Origin of the sequence: Pseudidiomarina sp. WS423, from assembly GCF_050750165.1 — a bacterium.
Taxonomy (GTDB): Bacteria; Pseudomonadota; Gammaproteobacteria; order Enterobacterales; family Alteromonadaceae; genus Pseudidiomarina; species Pseudidiomarina fusca.
Genome location: NZ_JBOJLN010000004.1, coordinates 109,951 through 130,526, shown reverse-complemented (window position 1 = coordinate 130,526; position 20,576 = coordinate 109,951). Strand labels below are relative to the sequence as shown.

General features: G+C 47.5%; 21 protein-coding genes. 9 read left to right on the top strand and 12 right to left on the bottom strand.

What is annotated here, in order from left to right:
* Positions 1–124: 124 nt before the first annotated feature.
* Entirely contained in the window at positions 125–1,015 is an 891-nt protein-coding gene (locus ACQ661_RS05975; protein WP_110076890.1) for a LysR family transcriptional regulator, read from the top strand.
* A 142-nt stretch (positions 1,016–1,157) separates the two neighbouring features.
* Here the strand turns inward: ACQ661_RS05975 and ACQ661_RS05970 are convergent, their stop codons facing one another.
* The 8 genes from ACQ661_RS05970 to ACQ661_RS05935 all read right to left on the bottom strand — a co-directional run bounded on the left by ACQ661_RS05970 (position 1,158) and on the right by ACQ661_RS05935 (position 7,905).
* Positions 1,158–2,147: a sensor domain-containing diguanylate cyclase gene (locus ACQ661_RS05970; RefSeq protein WP_431667926.1), complete on the bottom strand. Its 990-nt coding sequence runs from the start codon at positions 2,145–2,147 to the stop codon at positions 1,158–1,160.
* Positions 2,144–2,434 (bottom strand): alpha/beta fold hydrolase, encoded by a 291-nt coding sequence (locus tag ACQ661_RS05965; RefSeq protein WP_431667925.1) that lies wholly within the window; start codon positions 2,432–2,434, stop codon positions 2,144–2,146. Before ACQ661_RS05965 ends, ACQ661_RS05970 begins: the two co-directional genes overlap by 4 nt.
* Complete coding sequence (locus ACQ661_RS05960; RefSeq protein ID WP_431667924.1) at positions 2,435–2,968, bottom strand: alpha/beta fold hydrolase; 534 nt, start codon at positions 2,966–2,968, stop codon at positions 2,435–2,437.
* Between the two features lie 101 nt (positions 2,969–3,069).
* Entirely contained in the window at positions 3,070–4,395 is a 1,326-nt protein-coding gene (locus ACQ661_RS05955; protein ID WP_313932727.1) for an NAD(P)/FAD-dependent oxidoreductase, read from the bottom strand.
* A gap of 50 nt (positions 4,396–4,445) precedes the next feature.
* A complete protein-coding gene (locus ACQ661_RS05950) occupies positions 4,446–5,057 on the bottom strand; it encodes an SAM-dependent methyltransferase (RefSeq protein ID WP_110075644.1) in 612 nt (203 codons plus the stop codon).
* Positions 5,054–5,746 (bottom strand): cupin domain-containing protein, encoded by a 693-nt coding sequence (locus ACQ661_RS05945; RefSeq protein WP_153826587.1) that lies wholly within the window; start codon positions 5,744–5,746, stop codon positions 5,054–5,056. Before ACQ661_RS05945 ends, ACQ661_RS05950 begins: the two co-directional genes overlap by 4 nt.
* Positions 5,747–5,818: 72 nt before the next feature.
* On the bottom strand, positions 5,819–6,994 hold the full coding sequence (locus ACQ661_RS05940; protein WP_431667923.1) for an ABC transporter permease: 1,176 nt from the start codon (positions 6,992–6,994) through the stop codon (positions 5,819–5,821).
* Positions 6,991–7,905 carry an ABC transporter ATP-binding protein gene (locus ACQ661_RS05935; RefSeq protein WP_431667921.1) on the bottom strand — a complete coding sequence of 305 codons (915 nt, stop codon included), beginning with the start codon at positions 7,903–7,905 and terminating at the stop codon, positions 6,991–6,993. Before ACQ661_RS05935 ends, ACQ661_RS05940 begins: the two co-directional genes overlap by 4 nt.
* Before the next feature lie 247 nt (positions 7,906–8,152).
* Here ACQ661_RS05935 and ACQ661_RS05930 point away from each other — a divergent pair, with 247 nt between their 5' ends.
* On the top strand, positions 8,153–8,797 hold the full coding sequence (locus ACQ661_RS05930; protein ID WP_431667920.1) for a glutathione peroxidase: 645 nt from the start codon (positions 8,153–8,155) through the stop codon (positions 8,795–8,797).
* Between the two features lie 79 nt (positions 8,798–8,876).
* On the opposite strand, the gene ACQ661_RS05925 is transcribed toward ACQ661_RS05930, so the two are convergent.
* The gene (locus ACQ661_RS05925) at positions 8,877–10,415 is read right to left on the bottom strand and encodes a leucyl aminopeptidase family protein (RefSeq protein WP_431667919.1); all 1,539 of its coding nucleotides are present in this window, start codon (positions 10,413–10,415) and stop codon (positions 8,877–8,879) included.
* A 158-nt stretch (positions 10,416–10,573) separates the two neighbouring features.
* Between ACQ661_RS05925 and ACQ661_RS05920 the strand changes: the two genes are divergently transcribed.
* On the top strand, positions 10,574–11,734 hold the full coding sequence (locus tag ACQ661_RS05920; protein ID WP_431667918.1) for an alanine racemase: 1,161 nt from the start codon (positions 10,574–10,576) through the stop codon (positions 11,732–11,734).
* Positions 11,735–11,819: 85 nt separating this feature from the next.
* Positions 11,820–13,430: a serine hydrolase gene (locus ACQ661_RS05915; RefSeq protein ID WP_431667917.1), complete on the top strand. Its 1,611-nt coding sequence runs from the start codon at positions 11,820–11,822 to the stop codon at positions 13,428–13,430.
* Positions 13,431–13,503: 73 nt separating this feature from the next.
* On the opposite strand, the gene ACQ661_RS05910 is transcribed toward ACQ661_RS05915, so the two are convergent.
* On the bottom strand, positions 13,504–15,933 hold the full coding sequence (locus ACQ661_RS05910) for a S9 family peptidase (protein ID WP_431667916.1): 2,430 nt from the start codon (positions 15,931–15,933) through the stop codon (positions 13,504–13,506).
* A gap of 178 nt (positions 15,934–16,111) precedes the next feature.
* Between ACQ661_RS05910 and ACQ661_RS05905 the strand changes: the two genes are divergently transcribed.
* On the top strand, positions 16,112–16,600 hold the full coding sequence (locus ACQ661_RS05905; RefSeq protein ID WP_431667914.1) for an META domain-containing protein: 489 nt from the start codon (positions 16,112–16,114) through the stop codon (positions 16,598–16,600).
* Between the two features lie 25 nt (positions 16,601–16,625).
* On the opposite strand, the gene ACQ661_RS05900 is transcribed toward ACQ661_RS05905, so the two are convergent.
* A complete protein-coding gene (locus ACQ661_RS05900) occupies positions 16,626–17,258 on the bottom strand; it encodes a peroxiredoxin (protein ID WP_313932781.1) in 633 nt (210 codons plus the stop codon).
* A 377-nt stretch (positions 17,259–17,635) separates the two neighbouring features.
* Here ACQ661_RS05900 and ACQ661_RS05895 point away from each other — a divergent pair, with 377 nt between their 5' ends.
* The 4 genes from ACQ661_RS05895 to ACQ661_RS05880 are packed head-to-tail and all read left to right on the top strand — an operon-like array spanning position 17,636 to position 19,992.
* Positions 17,636–18,607 carry a CsgG/HfaB family protein gene (locus ACQ661_RS05895; RefSeq protein ID WP_431667913.1) on the top strand — a complete coding sequence of 324 codons (972 nt, stop codon included), beginning with the start codon at positions 17,636–17,638 and terminating at the stop codon, positions 18,605–18,607.
* Positions 18,607–18,930 (top strand): hypothetical protein, encoded by a 324-nt coding sequence (locus ACQ661_RS05890; RefSeq protein ID WP_110075658.1) that lies wholly within the window; start codon positions 18,607–18,609, stop codon positions 18,928–18,930. The genes ACQ661_RS05895 and ACQ661_RS05890 overlap by 1 nt, the downstream gene beginning before the upstream one ends.
* Positions 18,931–18,952: 22 nt before the next feature.
* The gene (locus ACQ661_RS05885; protein ID WP_110075659.1) at positions 18,953–19,306 is read left to right on the top strand and encodes a DUF4810 domain-containing protein; all 354 of its coding nucleotides are present in this window, start codon (positions 18,953–18,955) and stop codon (positions 19,304–19,306) included.
* Positions 19,307–19,308: 2 nt separating this feature from the next.
* Positions 19,309–19,992 (top strand): DUF799 domain-containing protein, encoded by a 684-nt coding sequence (locus ACQ661_RS05880; RefSeq protein ID WP_313932738.1) that lies wholly within the window; start codon positions 19,309–19,311, stop codon positions 19,990–19,992.
* Here ACQ661_RS05880 and ACQ661_RS05875 read toward each other — a convergent pair.
* Complete coding sequence (locus tag ACQ661_RS05875; RefSeq protein WP_431667912.1) at positions 19,982–20,572, bottom strand: 4'-phosphopantetheinyl transferase family protein; 591 nt, start codon at positions 20,570–20,572, stop codon at positions 19,982–19,984. The two genes, ACQ661_RS05880 and ACQ661_RS05875, sit on opposite strands and share 11 nt — an antisense overlap.
* Between the last annotated feature and the right edge of the window lie 4 nt (positions 20,573–20,576).

The following is a 20,576-nucleotide window of genomic DNA, read 5'->3' as shown; positions in this document are numbered from 1 at the left end:
TGGCGGCATTGTGCGTGATTCAAATACATTATAAAAATACATATATTTTATTTATTCGTTCGCTAAAATAGAACGATAGGTTTATCGTGACTCTTTCTTTAAGACAAACTCAGGAATAACTCCCATGGCACGACTTAACTACCATCACCTTTACTATTTTTGGCGGGTAGCTAAGCAGGGCAACCTCACCGCAACCGCTTCACAACTGGCACTATCTCAATCGGCTTTATCTGCTCAAATTAGCCAGTTAGAACATACCATTGGCCAACCTCTGTTCAATCGTGTCGGTCGTTCTCTGGTGCTTACCGAATTAGGCCGTACGGTGCTGAATTATGCTGAGGATATTTATCAGCGCGGCGAAGAGTTGCAACAATTACTCAGCCAAGGAACACCTACCGTGCCTAGTTTAAAGATTGGGGTGCTATCCAGTATGTCACGCAACTTTGTCGATGCTTTTATCAAGCCTTTAACCCAAGGCTTAGATGTTCACTTTCAGCTCATTGCGCGACCGCAGTCCGAGCTAGAACAGTTATTGGCACACCATCAACTTGACGTGATTCTTACTAACCGAGAGCTTGCTAGTGGTGATGATGTGGGGTGGCAATCTCAGCTGTTAGCGCGCCAAGCCTTGAGTGTTATTGCCCCTAGTCGCCTTGCCCATTTGCCAGCGGAAGTAGACGCTAGTTATCAACAACAGCGATGGGTGGTACCAGGTGCAGCATCGCCCCTGCGTGCTGCATTTGAGTTTTTCTGCACCCAGCATCAATTGCGCCCCGAAATTATCGCGGAAGCTGACGACATGGCCATGTTGCGGTTACTCGCTCGCGACAGTGGCGCCCTCGCTGTCATGCCTGCAGTAGTTGTGCGCGATGAGTTGCAAAGCGGACTCTTAGTCAAACGCTTTGACCTGCCCAATGCTTTTGAAAACTTTTATGCGGTGACGCTAACTCGTAAATACCAACACCCGAGGCTAGCCGAACTGCTACAAGCATCGTACTTTGGCACATTGCGCTGATAGCTAGTGCCCAAAGCACTAAGGTAAGTGGAATGTAGAATAGACCCGCACCCGCTGGTCCTTTTCAAGATCAGCAAGCTGTTGAATTAACTCTCCGTTTCGCACATGCACCTCTAAGGCGTTGTTATCAATACTCTAGTTCTTAATTCTCAGCAGAAACTTCAACGCGGTTACGGCCCTTATGCTTCGCCTCATAAAGAGCTCGATCAGCACGTTGCAAGACCGCTACTAAATCATCCTCTACAAGCATACTGGTCACCCCAATACTCATGGTGACCTGACCATGAGCCCAACCAGTCTGTTCAACCAGTTCGCGAATGCGCTGTGCGGCTTGTTCAGCTTCAGCCAAACTTGCCCCGCTTACAATCAATGCAAACTCTTCACCACCAATGCGGGCAACCGTATCGATAGCACGCGTCTGCTCGGCTAAGACTTGTCCCATCCGCCGTAACACAACATCGCCCTCAGCATGCCCAAAATTATCGTTTATCGATTTAAAATGATCGATATCCATCACCAGCAACGCAGCACTGGCATAGCCACGTTTTACCTTTTCCAACTCAAGCTCTAATTGCTGCTCAAAGGTGCGTCGATTTGCCAGTTGGGTTAATGAGTCTGTGGTTGCTAAACGTTCTAACTGTTTATTTAGTTCAGTTAATTGCTGATGTTTGTGTTCTAGTTCAGCCCGCGCACGCTCTAATTCTGCCACCACCAGTTGCTTCTCTCGTAGCGCACGCTCAGCTTCCTTTTTTGCTGCTACTAGCTGGTCTTCAAAGATAAAGCGCCGGTGAATCGGCAGTAACACCATAACAAAGCCATTGTTCGCTGCGGGTAATTTGACGGCGTTCACTAATACTGGCAATTCATTATTTTGTTTATCTTTTAAACGAAGGTACATCTCTTCAACGGTACCTTGATGCTGCATCAGCGGAAAAACATGCGTCAAAAAAAACAGTTTCCCAGCACCCGAGAACAGCTTATCAATCGACTGCCCCATTAGCTCATTTACTTGGTAGGCAAGTAACTCTAATAAAGGCTGGTTGATATCTACTATTTGGCGCTCGGCGTTGATTGCCAATAATCCTACTGGCACCTGTTGTGGATTAAAAAAATCAGACACAGTACTTGTCATCTCAAGAGGCACTCAATGATCTTATCGCGCACTAATTGCGGTGAACTAACATGGGGATAGTGGCCACTGCAGCCGATTTTTGCAGTATCGCAATGGGGAATTCTAGCTGCCATATAATCAATCACAGCAGTAGGTACAATCACATCAACGTCGCAATATAAGATACTCACGGGCACGGTAATTTGTGGTAGTAGTGAACGGTTGTCACTCAAAAAAACCAATTCAGCAAAGCGTCTTGAGATTGCTGGATCGGCGTTAGCAAAACTCTGTCGCAATTGCTCACTCAATTATGGTCGGTGACTATTTTTCATCACAATCGGCGCCAAATAGCCAGCCCATTCAAAATGATTACGCTCCATTAAACTCAATAGCTCGTTAATCTCATCTAACTTGAAGCCGCCCTGATAATTATCAGTATCCAAATAGCGCGGAGAAGGCCCAATCGCAATAATCTGGCGAAATAAGTCAGGTCGCTTGATGGATGCGAGCATGCCTATCATGCCACCAACGGAATGCCCGACATAATGAATAGGGCCGCACTCAAGCGCTTCAATGACTGCAATAAGATCGTTGACATAGCCGGTGAAACTTGAATAGGTTTCAGCATCATAATAACTAAAGTCAGAACGACCGCAGCCGCAAAAATCAAAGGTAACGGGGGCTATTGATGAAGGTAATTCGGCCAGCAGCGGGGTCCAAATAAGCTGATCGCAACCAAAGCCATGCCCGAAGAGCACCCTGGTGGGTACCGAGTCATTAGGGTTTACCTGCTGGACATGTTGGGTAACGCAGTAACGTGACAGTATCTGATTCGCGGGCATTGGCAATCTCTTGTCGATAACTTTATGTTTAAACATAGAGTTTTATGAGCGAGATTGCCAGTTTAACCTGTACTAGCTGAGTAGCAAGCACTCAACCCTGATTAATGTAGCTTCAAGCGCGGCCGCAACCGTCGACTTAAGCCCTTGATCAGCATAAATAAGAAGGTTTTAAAATAGCCATGTACCGCCACTTGATGCATACGATACAAACTCTTGTACATGATACGCGCCAACCAGCCCTCAACCTTCATGGCACCTTTGGTTAAGTTCCCCATCAGACTACCAACTGCGGTGTAGCTTGATAACGACACCAATGAACCATGATCTTTGTAGACAAAAGTACGTAAGGGTTTATGCTTTTGCTTAGCAACAATATTGGTATAGGCGGTGGCCGCCATCTGATGCGCAGACTGTGCTCGTGGTGGAACCCTAGACCCATCAGCTTGGGTAAATGCTGCACAATCACCTATCACAAAAACATCGTCATTGGTGCTGGCTTGCAAGGTCGGCTTAACCACTATCTGATTGGCTCGATTGGTTTCAAAACCTGGTAATTTGGCAAGAAAATCGGGGGCCTTTACACCAGCTGCCCATACTTTAATACTAGCCTCGATGAGTTCGCCTGATTTAGTGACCAAGCCTTGGTCTGTTACTTCAACCACTTGCGTATTATCACAAATACGTACGCCTAATTTTTCTAGCTCCTGTTGCGCAGCTGCGGCAATACGCTCCGGTAGCGCCGGTAAAATACGTGGTCCGGCTTCAACCAAGGTGATTTGCAGTTTATTTAACTCAAAGTCAGCAAACCCATACGACCTAATCAGTTCTGCTGATTTAAATAACTCAGCAGAAAGCTCAACTCCGGTCGCTCCACCGCCCACGATGGCTACTTTTAAAGGACGTGGATAGCGCTCAGCTTGCAGCGATAAGAATTTATTCATGAGGCGATGGTGAAAACGCACCGCTTGTTTGACACTATCTAGGAAGTAACAATGCTGACCGGCACCTTTGGTACCGAAATCATTGGTGACGGAGCCAATGGCTAATACCAGTGTGCTATATGGCAGCTCACGGGCAGCAACGATTTGCTGTCCTTGATCATCAGTAATAGCAGCGAGTTTAATTAAACGTGCGGTTGTATCGATATCATTCAATTCACCTGGTAAGAAGTTAAAACCAGCGTGAGCAGCCTGAACCCGATAATCGACACCATCAATGTCTGCATCAAGCGCGCCCGCTGCTACTTCATGAAGTAGCGGTTTCCAGACATGGGTTAGATTGCGGTCGATTAAAGTGACCGAAATCTTTTTATTATTACGGTACTTCTTGCCAAGTTTGGTGGCTAACTCGAGGCCGCCGGCACCACCACCGACGATAATAATATGCTGGGTATCCATGAGAGCTAATAAGGCTAGGAACAAGTGCATAAATTATACGCCTGTTACTAGCCCAATATAAGCGCTTTTATTGCCCTATGTTAAGCAGGTTTAAAAGCAATAAACTGACACACCGCACCAGCACCTGTGTGGCCAGTTCCTTCATGTAGCGAACGTACTAGCTCCTGGCTATGGGTAACCTCAAAGCTTTGAAAAGCTTCATAAAACTCTGCTGCTGTTAGCATAAGGTCTGCACTTGGTGGGCCGCCTGTACCCCGCCCTAGCTGAGCAGGAGTGTAACATTCGGCCAGAAACCAACCGCCGGGCTTGAGAGTTTTTGCTATCTGCTCGTACAAGAAAGGACGATGGGCACGGGGTAAATGACAAAAAATCATGACGACACCATCATATGCCTGTTCTGGAAGCTCTGTTTTACTCAAGTCAGCCCACTCAGTGGTAATGGTAACCTGCTCAGCTTGCGCCAAGCGCTGCGCTTTCTGCAAACCAACTTGTGAAATATCTAAAGCCGTTGCATGAGCACCTAACTTAGCTAAATAGACACTGTTACGCCCCTCACCATCGGCTAAGCAAAGGATGTTAGCTGGCTGTTTTCCATGCTCCAATAGGCTTGCGGCATGGTCTCGTAAAAAGTCATTCGGTTCGGTACCGTAGTGATAATCTTCTTTACTGTAACGTTCATCCCACTGATTCATTCTAACAACCTCATTGCTGTAACTTTTGCTGACTCATCAGCTAAGGGTAAATGGCCCGTTTTAACTAAGATGATGGTTTCTTGCTCAACAAAAGGCGTGTGTTGGCTCATGTGCGGGCTACGCAGCCAGCAGCCCGCTGGATAGCGACCATGTTCATCCATAAACTCTCCGGTTAATACGAAAATTTCTTCACCACCAAAGTGACGATGAGGTTTAAACACCTCTCCCGCTGGCCATTTGACTAAAGCTGTGTGCTGCGTGGCAAAACTATGTAGTGGCATCACCTTTAAGCCGCCTTGCCCTGGCAACCATTGCCCAGTTTGGGTTTGAATTCGCACGGAGGCGAGATCGGCAGGATCAAATTGATGGAGTTTTACCAATAAAGTACAGCCCTGCTCGCTGTAGGGTGCATGAGCGGACCCTGGCGGATTACGAATGTAGGTACCAGCTGGGTAATCTCCGTTTTCATCTGAGAAGACACCCTCAAGCACCAGAATTTCTTCACCTAATGGGTGTTGATGAGTATTGAAACGCGCCCCAGCAGCATATCTTACAATGCTGCTGGCTCGCCCTCGTTCAGCTTCTTCGCGTTCTAGTAATTTCCGTTCCACCCCTGCGGCTGGACTTGGTTGCCAAGCCTGTGCATGGGTATCAATCACCACGCGTTGCGAAAAATCCATGTGTAACATAACCAATAACTACCTTATACCGGTTGCGATGTTTGCGGTAGCTTCAATATACCCTGCAACGGCGGTTTAAGATCAGCGGCCGATAAGCGCTCGACCCATGGATCGCCACGATGGTTCTTTGCCGTACATGGTAATGCCTAACGTAAATAATCTTACTGCTGCTGAACGAATAATATAGGTGGTTAAGAACAACACCACTAAACTACCGCTCCATTCCCACCAAGCAACACCGCCATCAGCGACACGAATAGGCATCACCGCAAAGCTCGTTAACGGAAACCAACTTAAGATTTGTGCCAATAACCCTTGCGGGGTATCCATCACACCAAAGCCCGCACCAACGAACAACGCAGGAATCAGCATCATGGCGCTACGCCCTGAATGATTAGGATCGTCAATAGTAGCGGCAAAACCTGCCATCATCGCATTAATCATAGCTAAGCCTAGCAGAGCAAATAACGTCGTAGCGACAAACAACTGCCAGCTCACTTCTGGATACGTCATCGCATCACCAGCCACCACACTCATGACTAACACCACCAACACAATCAAGATCAAAATTGTCGCCATGCTTTTCAAACAGTGCAGCGTAATGCCAAGAATCTTGCCATCCATCCATTGGCTCGGGGTAATTAAGGTGAGCAACTGTTCAGTAACACGCTGTTGTTTTTCTTGCGTAATGGCCGTCATCATCAGACCAAAACTACCAAATACAGCAACCATGATGCTTACCAAAATTAGCGTGGGTAAGGCTTTATTGGCAGAGCTTCGCGCCCGATCTTGGTTTTGCACTGCCACCACAAAACTTGGCGGTTGATTTAAAAAGGCGATCTGCTCCTCATTCAAAGCTAGGTCGTTGAGCTTCTGCTGTTGCAAATAACTACTTATGGCCTGACTCATACGGTCTTGCCAACCAGCGTTACTTAATACTGCCAACTCAGCGAGGTAACCTTGCTCGGCGTCTACGGTTATTGTCAGTACCCCAGCATAAGTTGTTCCCAGCTCTGTCATAGCTTGACTGGTATTCGTGGCCGGCACCCATGTAATGTTGTCTAATTCTGGCATGGTCAGAGGCGCCACGACTGCAACTTGATGGGTCTCTTCTAAGGCAACTTTAAGTTGTCCCCAACCTATTGAAATAGCAAACAGCACTCCCATCAATACCAATGAAAAAACCTCTTGCTTCCATTTAAAGAAGCGCCGAAATTCAAACCCGCCAATGCGTAAGATATGTTGCCATCGATTCATGCTTGCACCGCCTGAAGATAAAGTTCGTGAAGGTTTTGTTGCTGCGGACTAAATTGTTTTACTGGCGCCAGCTGTTGTAGTTGCTGCAATAAGTCTGCGGCAACCAACTGCTCAGTACAAACCAAACGATAGCTGTATTCATCCACTTGAGTTACTTGGGCCACACCTACCATAGCTTGTAATTGAGGGATAGCGACCGGCTGGGTAAATGCGACCTCTAGACTATGCTGCTGCTGTAATTGCTTACGCACTTCTGCCAAGCTGCCTTGAGCGATCACTCGGCCTTTGTTCATCAGGACTAATTTATCGGCCATGCGCTCTACCAAAGCCATTTGGTGCGCGCTAAGAATCACAGTACAGCCCTGCCGTTTGAGTTCGTCTAATACGGTTAACACAAATTCTTGGTTAACCGGATCCAAACCCGAAAAGGGCTCATCCAGTACAACCAATTTGGGGTGATGCAACAAGGTAGCGATTAATTGTACCTTCTGCTGATTGCCCTTCGATAATTGACGCATGGGCTCTTTGGCCCGCTCAGTTAAACTAAATCTTGCTAACCAGTGATCAATGTTTGCTGCTGCGGTAGCTTTAGGAAGCCCGCGTAAGCTTGCTATATACCGCAAGTTATCAAGCAAGGTGCGATCTTGATACAGCCCTCGATCTTCTGGTAAATAGCCAAAATCGCTGGTTTGTAATTGAGCTGCTTGCCCGCGATTAGCATCGCTGAAGTAGTGAATGCTACCACTATCTGGCCGGGTTAATCCCACCATCATTCGTACTAAAGATGATTTGCCGGCCCCGTTGGGCCCAAGTAACGCGAGAATTTCGCCTCCAACTGCGGTTAAGCTGACTGCATCAACCGCTCGCACGGTTGCATAGTCTTTAACCACTTGTTCCACTTTAATTTGCATGTAACAGGTCCTTGCTTTGGTGAGCAACTTATTTTTATAAGAATGATGGGTTGTCATCAGTAAAGTACAATTATTCCATATTGCTGCAATGCTGCTATCAATAAAGCTGATTAAACTGTGTGCAAATGTTTCTAAAGTCATTAAAAGTGATCTTTTATAGGTGACAACGCTTAATTTCATCTAGACTCATAGAAAAGTCAGCTAAACTTTCCTTTTCATTATTGTCCGAGGTTTGGAGTTACAGGTTATGGCAATTCGTCTTAAAACAGCAGTAAAAGGGGTATCTCTTGCCATTGCAGGAGCTGTCGTGGGTGCCGTGGTGTTATTTGCGCTACCGGGCGAGCCAGCCAAACACATCATTCCTAGTGCTCAAGCAAGCGACCAGTTTAGTACGGGAAGTGACGGCTGCTTAGTTGTGTTTAACCATCAGCTGCGCGGCTTGCATACTAAGAACTCTCACGACTTGTGTGAGTTAACGAAAGATAAAGTGGTGATGGTGGTTAACACCGCCAGCAAGTGCGGTTACACCGGCCAGTTTGAAGATTTAGAAGCCTTATATCAGCGCTATAAAGACGAGAATTTTGTGATCCTTGGCTTTCCGTCAGATAGCTTTATGCAAGAGCATAATGACGAGGCTGAAACTGCCGATGTCTGTTTTGTGAATTTTGGCGTTACTTTCCCAATGATGGCCACAACACCGGTACGCGGTAGTGATGCTAACCCGGTGTTTCAAGCCTTAAGCGCTGCCGCACAGCAAAGCCCACAATGGAATTTTCATAAGTACATCGTGGCCGCTGATGGAAGCCAAGTATCAAGCTTTGTGAGCAAGGTAACACCTACCGATACGACTATCACAGACGTGATTGATAGCTACCTAGCTGCGCAAAAATAGCTTACGCAACATACCTAAGAGCGTCTTGGTTTAACAGGACGATAAAAAAAGCCACTACTTTTCAGTAGTGGCTTTCAGATTATTCAGCTATATCGGCGTAGATTTTTACCCACTCAGTCAGTAGGCGCACGCCGTAACCATTCCCGCCAGCAGGGTGGATGCCATTCGCACTCGTGCTATACGCATTTCCCGCCATGTCGATATGAATGAATGGGGTATCTTTAGCAAAGTGTTGTAAAAATACCGCACCCGCCTGTGCACCCGGTGAACCCACGTTGGCAATATCAGCTAGGTTACTTTTGATAATCCCTGGGTATGGCCCCAAAGGTAATTGCCAGACCAGTTCTGCGGTTGCTTCACCGGCTTGTTGCATACTACGCAAAACATCGTCTTGCTCCGTAAATACAGCTGAATAAGCTGTGCCTAAAGCGCCCACTTTCGAGCCGGTTAAAGTAGCAATATCCGCAATGACGCGAGGTTTGAACTTATCACGCGCATACCAGATACCATCAGCCAAAATAAGTCGACCTTCGGCATCGGTGTTAGCAACTTCAATCCGAGTACCATCACCTGCGGTAACCACATCACCCGGTAACAGCGCTGATCCAGAAATTAAGTTATGCGATAACGGTACCACTGCGACAACGTTTACTGGAGCTTTCTGGCCCGCTAAAGCCATCACCGCACCAATCACTGCGCCGCCGCCCGCTTTATCGGTTTGCATCCGTAAAATAGATGCTGATGACGTTTTTAAGTTATAGCCACCCGTATCAAACGTATTCCCTTTACCCACCAAGGCAATAGGTGCATCTTTGCTGCCCTGCCATTGTAGAGCCAGCAGATAAGCCTTATGCTCACTCCCTTTGCTTACGCCGTAAAGAGCTCCCATGCCGGCTCGTTCAACTTGACGAGGATTAAGCACCGTCACCTTAATTCCTAACGGCTTGACCGCTTTTTCCACCATCTCAGCGATGGCCTGTGGATAACCGTCTCCGCCTGGCAAGTTGATGATGTCACGAGCCATGAATACGCCGCCAGCGATAGCCGCATAGTCAGCGTAATGGTCTGCTACGGACGGGGCTTGGTTTACCGCCCATTGCACGTGTCTAACTTCGGTTTTTGCAGGATTGCTTTTATAGCGATCAAAACGGTAATCTCGCAGATCCATGCCATGTGCGATCGCGGCAACTAAGTTGGCATTGTTGAGCAACCGAGCATCCACGCTCACGGTATGCTTTGCATCAGCGGTTTCAGGTAAATAGCTCCATAAGGCGGCTCCAAGCTTCTCGGCGGCAACGCGGTTAAAGCTCTCGCTATCACCCACTCCAGCAACTAGTAAACGCTCGCTGGCTAAACCAACCGGTGCAAGTATCTCAACGATTTGCTGTGGGGCTCCGGTAAAATCTTTAGCTGCCAATGCAGCACTGACCATGGCTTGCGTATCCGCACTCCAACCTGTCACTTGTGCCGTTTGATTGGCGCCAACCAGTAACACTGACACTTTGGCATCAGCCTTGGTTTGCTCAGTAAACTGATGTTTGATGGCAGCAGGACTGGCCTGAGCTACCACGCTTATAACCATTGCACTCATCAGCGCAAGACTTTTTAACCACTTCATGATACATCCTCTTAAGGTAGACATGATTGTCATTCTACTCAGTGCAGCTTATTACTTAACTCGGTTCGGGTAAATCGTCTAATTCATGCGACAAGACTAGGTTTATTAGTTGCCGCAGAATGGTTAGTCTGACCAATCGAATCCAAAGGAGAAAATTCATGACTGCCAGTGACGCTTGGTTAACCCAACTTACCACGCCATTGTTGCTTATAGATGAGCGCAAGTTAAACCGTAATGTGCGGCGCTTGCAGCAGCGTATGGCAGCGTTAGGTTGCGCATTGCGGCCACATTTAAAGACACTAAGGTCGTTGCCCGCAGCTGAGCGAGTGGTCGCTAACCCACAGGCTCCTATCACGGTATCGACTTTAGCTGAAGCAGAAGCCTTTGTTTATGCCGGATATACAGATGTCCTCTATGCGGTTGGTATTACTCCGCTCAAATTAACCCGAATTGCCAACTTAATTCAGCAGGGTGCTAAGGTACATATTCTGTTAGATACCCTAGCACAAGCAACTGCGGTGTATCACTACTCACAGCAGCATCAAGTTGATTTTTCAGTCTTTATTGAGATTGACTGCGATGACCACCGCGGTGGTTTGAGCCCGGAAGATCCGGTGCTCATCGCCTTGGCGAACTACCTAGTTGCCTATCCGGTTAATCGACATGGCCCAGCAATCACTGGGCTTATGACCCACGCAGGCGGCTCCTACGACACTGATTCGGTTAGCGCCATTAAACAGGTTGCTGAAGCTGAATGCCAAGCAGTACGCACAGCTGCTACTAAACTTGCTGCAGTTGGTATCGAACCACTCATGTTGAGTGTAGGCTCTACTCCTACCGCACATTTCGTTGACGACCTCACTGGTATCACTGAGGTTCGCGCAGGGGTATACACCACCTTTGACTTAGTGATGCAGCAACTTGGAGTATGTGCGCTAGACGACATAGCGATGAGCGTTGTTACTGCAGTTATTGGTTACAATCATGAAAAAAACTGGCTTTTAATCGATGCAGGATGGATGGCGCTCTCGCGCGATCTAGGCGCAACTCGTAACGCACAAGAGCCATCTTATGGACTAGTTTGTGATATTGCAGGCCAGCCCTTAGCTGCGGATCAACCCATTGTGGTTAATGGAGTTAACCAAGAGCATGGGGTGATTGTACTGCCAGCGGCTATCCGTTGTGAGCAATTTGACATAGGTCAGTTGCTGCGCATTTTGCCGAACCATGCCTGTGCCACAGCTGCCATGCATACCCACTATCATGTCATCACTGAAACACAAGCGCATGAGGTTTGGCCACGCATTCTTGGATGGTAATGGCTGGGGTTGGTCAGAGCTGGGGTTGTTAAAAACAGCTTTGGCTGATAATAAACTTTTTTGATAATGAGATAGGATGATTTTAATGAAGCAAATGTCTGTTGTTAAACTATCCCAACAACTGAAGCCAACGGTTTTAGCGTTGGCACTCCTTATGATGCCGAGCCTGAGCAGTTATGCCCAAGCTACCGATACACTTGTGAACACCGCTGTTGAGGCAGAAAAGCCAGCTTTAGCCGAACATATTAGAGCATCCGCTGCCGCTAGCTTACCTGCGTTTAACGTACCTGGTATGGCGGTAGTCGCGGTGCATCAAGGCAAAGTAGTGCTAGCTGAGGGTTTTGGCATTCGCGACCTAGAATCTCAGCTGCCTGTTACCAAAGAGACCTTGTTTGGGGTTGCCTCACACACTAAAGCCTTTACCGCTGCCGCTATGGCAACCCTAGTTGATCAAGGCAAAGTGAGTTGGGATGATCCTGTAGTAAAACATCTTCCCGAATTTAAGTTGGCTGATGCTCAGTTAAGTGCGCAGCTAACGCTACGTGATTTGCTGAGCCATCGCACCGGCTTAGGTTTAGGTGCTGGAGATTTGATGATTTGGCCGAATACTGATAAAACCACGGCCGATCTACTGGCGGGATTGGCTCATGTCCCTATCGCCCACGGCTTACGTGAACGCTTTGACTACAACAACCTGATGTTTATTGTTGCCGGCGAAGTTATTGCGCGTGTTAGCGGAATGAGTTACGCCGACTACCTTGCAGAAACATTCTTCAAGCCCCTCAACATGAATAACACTCACGTTGGGTTTTCAACGATTCCAGCCACTAACACGAACTTCGCGGTGGGATCGATTGAAGCACAAGGGCAGCTCCATCGCTTTGCGCTAGATTATTTAGAAGACTTTGGCGCAGCCGGTGCGATTGCCAGCAATGCTGAGGACTTTGCGCAGTGGCTGCTAACCCTTCTCAATCATGGCGTCAGCCCTGCCGGCGAACAGCTAATAAGTGAGCGCAATGTACAGGCAATGTGGCAAGTAACTACACCTCTTGGGGTACCACCAGCAGCTGCCGCTCAGGGTACCCACTTTCGCGGCTACGGACTCGGTTGGTTTGTCAAAAACTACCACGGGGTGAAACATGTATCACACAGCGGCGGTATTTTGGGCATGCTCTCACTAACCACTCTTATTCCTGAACATGATTTTGCTATCACTGTTATCAGTAATCAGCAAGCTTTTGGCGCTTTAACAGCCGTCACTGAAGAAGCACTGGAGCTCGTTCTCGATTTATCCGATAAAGACTGGGTAGCTAGTGAACAAGCTAAATACGACGATATGATCCAAGCTAAAGCCGAATTTACCTTGCCGGCACCGAGTACGACACGTGCGGCCTTAGACCTAGCCTCGTATAGCGGCACTTATCGGGATGCTTGGTACGGTGACGTCAACATTAGTGTTAACGACGATCAATTAGCCATTAGTTTTGCGCACACCCCCATGTTGCAGGGGCAGCTAGAACATTATAGCGGTGATACTTTTGTGATTCGTTGGCATGAACCCTTGCTAGAAGCCGATGCTTTTATTGATTTTAGTGTGAACCGGGAGCAACAGGTTACTGGCGCGCGCTTAGAAGCGGTTGCTGATTTTACTGATTTCAGCTTTGATTTTCATAACTTACGGTTAGTGAAGCAATAAACGTTAGTGATATTGTGACAAGCAAGCACAAATAAAAAAGCCCAGCATGGTTGCTGGGCTTTTGGTTTGGGTTCTACTCACCCTTAAGGTGTTCATCTAACCAACGAGTTTGCTCCCACAGCATGTGTAATACTGACTCGCGAGCTCGGTAGCCATGTGATTCATGAGGTAACATCACCAATCGTGCGGTGCCACCAAGTCCCTTGATGGCTTGATACAGACGCTCCGACTGCATCGGGAAGGTACCTGAGTTGTTGTCGTTGATACCATGAATCATTAACAAAGGTTCGTTAATTTTATCGGCATGGAAGAACGGTGACATGCGAATGTATAAGTCAGCATCATCCCACACGGTGCGCTCTTCGCGCTGAAAGCCAAAGGGTGTCAGGCTACGGTTATAAGCGCCGCTGCGAGCAATACCTGTCTTAAACAGATCACTATGCGCAAGCATGTTAGCAGTCATAAAGGCACCGTAAGAGTGGCCACCTAATGCGACTCGCTCTGGGTCAGTCACACCTAGTTTGGCACCAGCATCAATCGCGGCTTTACCGTTCATTACCAACTGCTCAATAAAGGTATCATTTGGTTGGGCATCGCCCTCACCCACAATAGGCATAGTAGCAGCATCTAGTACGGCATAACCTTGGGTTGCCAAGTACTGAGGAGACCAATAGCTAATGCGAACAAACTCATAAGGTGATCCTGAAATTTGTGCTGCTGCTGCTGAGCTCTTGTATTCACGCGGGTAGGCCCAAACAATCGTTGGTAGCGGGCCATCACGATCTTTATCGTAGCCAGCCGGTAAATACAGTTCAGCCGACATCGGTAAACCATCGTCCCGCGTATAGGTAATTTGCTCGCGGGTAATGCCTAAAGTATGCGGCATCGGATGCGGTGTTTCAGTTAACGCCGTGAGCTTATTATCATCAATATCTCGAATAAAGAAATCGGCAGGATCGTTCACCCCTTCTCGCTGTGTTAAGAAGGTCATGGCTTCTGCATCGATCAGTTCTCGAGGGGCTTCATAATAAGGCGCCTCACTGCGCCATAAGCGCTCACTGCTCTTATCCATCAGGTTATAGCTGTCGATGAAAGGCCGATCACCTTCATCCGATGCTCCACTACCACGCAGTAACAAGTTACCGTCCTTCAGGTACAACAGCGTTCGCCCCTCATCGGTTTGTACGGTGAACGGAGCGCCTGGATCGTTATAGCGGTCTTCCCATGAACGCTCCCATACCAGCTCGGTGCTGCGCTTACCTGATGCATCCACCAACCAAAGTTTCTCGTCACGGTCTGCCCACCAGCGCTCCCAAATGAGAAGATGCTCGTTATCTGCAGCAAGCAAGCCGCTGAAACGCTTACTCAAATCGGCTAATTTTTGCGGCTGGCCCTTAAATGGAGCAGCTAACTGGAACACTTGGTCGCGTACTTCAGTAGCAACCGCCGGGTCACCTTGGTCTGCGGCTTCAGCCCAAACCAGGGTAGCATCCGCATCATTACGCCAACTAATCGAGCGACGTCCCTGCACTACGGCATCGAACGCAATTGGTAAGTTATCAGCTAACCCTTGCTCAACCACTTGATAAACTAACTTACCCGTAGGTGACCAGACTTCCGTAGTTTCAGGAAAACGATAATGAGGTACTGCGTAAGAATAAGGACGCTTAAGCTGGCTTACCAAAAGATAGTCATCACTTGGAGCCACACTCAGGCCATTGTAAACCGCAGGTTCACCGATGACACGCTCTTTACCTTTCACACTAAACAGCTTGATTTGGCTCGTAAAATAATAGTCAAACAAGTCTTCATCATGTTTGTTTTGCAACAAATCTTGGTAGGTGCGCCCAGGTGCTGTACGGCCTTTGCTTTCAGTGATCACCGGCCCGGTAGGGACAACTTTTGCAGCAGGTTTGGTTAATCCGTCAACCACAGTGTAACTGTACACACCGGAGCTATCGTGCAACCACGCTAAGCGCGCGCCCCATACCGCATTGAGCGCGGTTTTTGACCAGCGTTTTGCTTTGGCCTTGGCAACATCCACCAGCCATAACTCCACGTGCTTTTCTGTCTGCTGTGCCAAAGCTATGTAGCGTCCATTAGGCGCCCAGCTTACCGCTAACGCCTTCAGATCAGCAGGCAGCCCTTGAATGGATTGATTGTTACCGGTAGCTACATCAACCAGCTTTAACTCACTGATATATCGTGCTTGGCTGACCGTATAGTTGGCCGGGTTAATACGACGACCAGCCAACTTCAATTGGTCGGCAGCCATATCATAAATATCGGGTAAGGCAGGATAACCGGTCACCAACAGTAAGGAGCCATCTGGGCTTAAGCTAGCCCCAGGTGATGGCGCTGCATCAACAATATCAATGATGTCTTGGGCTGGTTGTTGGTAGTTAATTTTAACCGGATTAGCTGCTGCCATCGGAGCGGAAAGTGCGAGTATGCCTGCGGCTAAAACGCTTGCACAAGCCGATAAGGGAAAACCTTTGATCATAGCCTTTACCTTGTTGATAGTTATAGTAGATAGCTTCTAAGCTAACACAGCCACTAAATTTCTCCAGCCAATCATCCCGTGGCAAGCGATATACATGCCTAAAAAAGAGATGAATGCAGAATCCTTTACGTAAAGCTTGCCAAACTGACTTATTTTGCTACATAAAAAGAGGGGGTGTTTGGCTATACTAGATCTTCTTGTTGTGCTCATTCTTTTGTTACCTATGAGGTCCGCTATGCAGTCCGTCAAATCCGTTATCAGCCGTCTAGGCTTAATTATATGCGCCACGTTACTCGTCAGCGCCTGCGCAGAGCCAAGCAGCGCCAACCTGCAGCAAGCATGGCAGCTACAAGGGAGCTCATTAGAACAGCCACCTACCATTGAGTTTAATCAGAAAACAGAAGTGTTTGGATCTACTGGCTGCAATCGTTTCCACGGTACCTATACTGTTGGAAAAAACGGCAGCGAACTTAGCTTTAGCCCGATAGCAGTTACCAAAATGATGTGCGCTCCAGATCAAATGGAAGCGGAACAAGCATTCTTGGAGGCTTTAAACCAAGTACAAAGTTTCAAAATTGAGGCTGATACGCTGCATTTCTTGGGGCGCAATACAACGGCTTCGCCATTGATGAGTTTTACTGTAGTTACAAAAAAGCAGCTCGATTGAGCTGCTTTTTCACTTAGATAAGCGCTTACTTGTTAACGCTGGTAAAGCGTAAGTAAGGCTTCACTGTTTTAAACCCTTGCGGGAACTTCTTCTCGGCATCTTCCATCGATACACTGGGTGGAATGATAACATCACCGCCTACTTGCCAATCAGCTGGGCAAGCCACGCCAAATTGATCACCGGTTTGTAAGGCATCAATCACACGAAGAATTTCAGTAAAGTTACGACCAACGCTCATAGGGTAAGTCATGGTTAAGCGAATTTTATGGTTCGGGTCAATGATAAACACTGAACGTACCGCTGCAGTTTCGCTTTCACCTGGGTGAATCATGTCGTACAACTCAGCGATTTTCTTATCTTTATCTGCAACGATAGGAAATTCCAAAGTGGTATTCTGAGTTTCGTTAACGTCTTTAATCCAGCCTAAATGCTCTTCTACGGTATCAGTCGATAAACCTAAAGGTTTGACGTTACGCTGAGCAAACTCGCCAGCTAACTGTGCCGTGCGACCCATTTCAGTAGTACAAACTGGAGTGTAATCAGCTGGGTGGCTGAAGAAAAATACCCAAGAACCTTGCGACCAATCGTGGAAGTTAATCTTGCCTTGAGTGGTTTCAATTTCAAAATTTGGGGCGATATCGCCAATACGTAATCCCATCATATTCTCCTAGTTTACTTTGCTTGTTTAGGTTGTGGCAGCCAACTGCTTGAGGTGTCGACCAGAATAACAAACGTCTATGCAACCGGCTCTATTTCGTAACTTTCTAAAATATAGTCAATCCATTCGAAAATGGCCAGTTTTGTAAATCGATTAATGCCATCTATTTTATCGAATTAGTAAGCTTCTGCTTAGACAGCTTTGCAATAACATATGTTCCATTAACTCAAAGCCTTCGTATTAACCCTGAATGATTCAGCGTTAGCATGACCAGATGATGACACTTGTTTACAATTTTGTTGTTTAATCCATGCGTTATTGTTAGCCCGTGTGATATTCTACGGAGGTTTGTAGAACAATAATCAACAAGGTCCTCCATGAACAAAGCACATCTTTTAGTACCAGCTGTGGCGGCTTTAGCCCTAGCTGGCTGCGCTAGCCAAGCGCCGCAACCCACACCAACCAAACCGCCAGTCAATCAGCAACAACAGTTGGCGGCACAGGCGCAGCAACAGGCTGAACAGCCCATTGAGTTGGGCCTTAAGCGGAAGCTGGCGGTAGGTAGATTAACCAATGAAACTAACTACGGACGCAGCCTTCTGCGCGAAGCCAGTAGTGGTCAGCATGACCAAAAAATATCCGATATGTTTACTCAGGCCATCGCCAATACCAATCGATTTTTAGTGTTTGAACGCCCCGATCTAAATGCGGTAACAGCAGAACAGCAACTTACTGGGCAAGCTAATAACTTAGTGGGCGTAGATACCTTAGTTATCGGCTCACTCACCGAATTTGGTCGCTCAACTACCGGTGAACGTGGCTTTTTATCGAGTAGTTCGAAGCAGGAGGCCACTGCTACCGTAGACTTACGTTTGGTCGACACCAATACGGGCCAAGTGATTGCCTCGGTATCAGGAAGCGGAAACTCAGCCTTAGAGCAATCTCGCACCATGGGTTTTGGCTCGGTTGCTGGCTACGATGGCAGCTTAAATGACCGAGCTATTGGTGCTGCCGTTAATGCTGCGGTAGAGAAAATGCTGGAATTGATTCTAGCCAAACCATGGTCTGCTGATGTATTGGCGAGCGAAGACCAACTGGTGTTTATTAGCGGCGGCGAAAAACAAGGGGTTAAGCCGGGTATGGTGTTTGATGTGCTAACCAAAGGTAAGGTAGTGCGCTCACCCACTACCGGTGGCAATATCACGTTACCAGGTAAAAAAGTGGCTGAACTTACCATTCAAAGTTTGTTTGGCAGCACAGATTTAGACCAAGGCGCAGCAGGTACTATTACCTCAGGCAGCATTACGGATCTGGAACTTTCAACCCTCGAAGTAAGAGAGCAACAATAATGAAGAATCTCAGCTTAGCCCTAACCGCAACCCTGTTGGCGTTAACCTTAGCTGTTGGTTGTGCCAAACAACCGACTCGTACCACCACCATTGCCGATACGGCTCCGCAGGTAAGCTTTAAAGTTGCAGATGCTGCGGGCTTAGAATTGGTTGTTGACGGCGTCAGCTATGGTGACCTTGCCCAATACACCTATCCAGAGCGGGCAGTTCAATTGGTGCCTGGGCAGCATTTGATTATTGTGCGCCAAGGGGAGCAAGTGGTCTACCAAGAATCACGTTACTTTAGTGAAGCAACGCAAAGCACCATAACCATCAACGAATAGTACCTAACGAGAACTGGCATACATGAAATTAAAACTGCTTTTGGTTGTTTTAGGCAGCCTACTGGCATCTGCCTGTGTCACCAATAATAATCTTTACCAATGGGGCAATTACGAAGAAGCGCTTTTTGTTTATTATCATGAACCTGAAGTTAAAGAAGAAATTCTGATTGATTACTTAGAATTTATTGAAACGGCCCAGCAAAAGCCAAAGCCTGTTGCTCCTGGCCTCTTTGCTGAAGCTGGTACTTTTTTACTAGAGCAAGGTAAACGAGCTGAGGCGATTAAGTTTTATCAACTAGAACATGACACGTGGCCTGAGAGTCAGTTGTTTATGGCCGCCCTGATTCGTAACCTGCAAACTCAACAAGGACAATAATCATGACATTACTCCAACGTGTTAGCATGCTTGTTACTGTCCTTGTGTTGGGGGCTTGTGCGAGTGCTCCAGATACCACGCACCTCGAGCCATTGCATCAGGCTAAACTGCAATCGATTTTAGTGGTGCCAGTAAATAACAACACCATTGATGTGCAGGCACCAACCTCGGTGTTAGCAACCTTACCCTTTATGCTCGCCGAGAAAGGCTATTACACTTATCCGGTCAATACCGTAAAAATGTTACTTGAAGCGGAAGGCTATTATGAAGCGGCTGAAGTGCATGCAGCGCCAGCTGATAATTTAGCTGCGTTGTTTGGCGCTGATGCGATTTTGTATGTCACCATTCACGAATGGACAGCCCAATACATGGTGCTTGCGACACATACAAAAATCGACTTTGAGTATCGTTTAGTTAATGCTCAAGGGCAATTATTATGGCAAGCACGCAAAGAGTTGGTTTATGCACCGCAGCAACAAAATAGCTCAGGTAATCCATTGGCGGATTTAGTGGCGATGGCTATCACTGCAGCTATCGAACGTGCTGCTCCTAACTACCTGCCATTAACCCGAACTGCCAACGGTCAAGTCTTTTATGGCGCAGAAACGGGATTACCACCAGGTCCTTACCATCCCAAATATGCTGAGTATTATCAAAAATTAGAGCAACCCAAGGCTACTCAGTAAGCTGGTTGAAATCTACCAGTCGCAGTTTTTCAGCGGGTAATTCAGGATGATAAATAGCCAACTGAAAAACTGCTACCTGGTGCCAAGTAGCAGCTGCTTGATAAACGTCAAAAGGCTGCTGCAAGGTACGCATGAGTAACCCTTGCTGATATTTAGTCACGGCTTCAGCTAAGGTCCAACGCCGACTAAATTCAGAGGTACTGACGGTAGCTGATAACCCGGCCAAAAAGCCATCCGCAAAACGTTTCAATAATAACGGTAGCTGTTTAGGCGCTCGGCTGCGTTCAATATCCACCCCCATGGCATGGCTAGCACTGACGCCAACCAAGGCCGCACCCTCAGTGTGACTAATGGAGCAGTGCCAACGCTGGCCTTGCACCATGAGTTCTGGCGCGCCATTACTCGCACGTACAATCACAATATCCTGATTAGACACTTGAGGCTTGAGCTGTGTTACCGCAGCACGAATTAATGCCCGGCCTGCCAGAAATTGCTGCTGACGTTGTGGTGCGGCGTATTGAGCGGCTTGCTGCAGTTCATGAACAGATAGCCCATGTAGCTGTTGGTCAGCGCACAGCACGGCA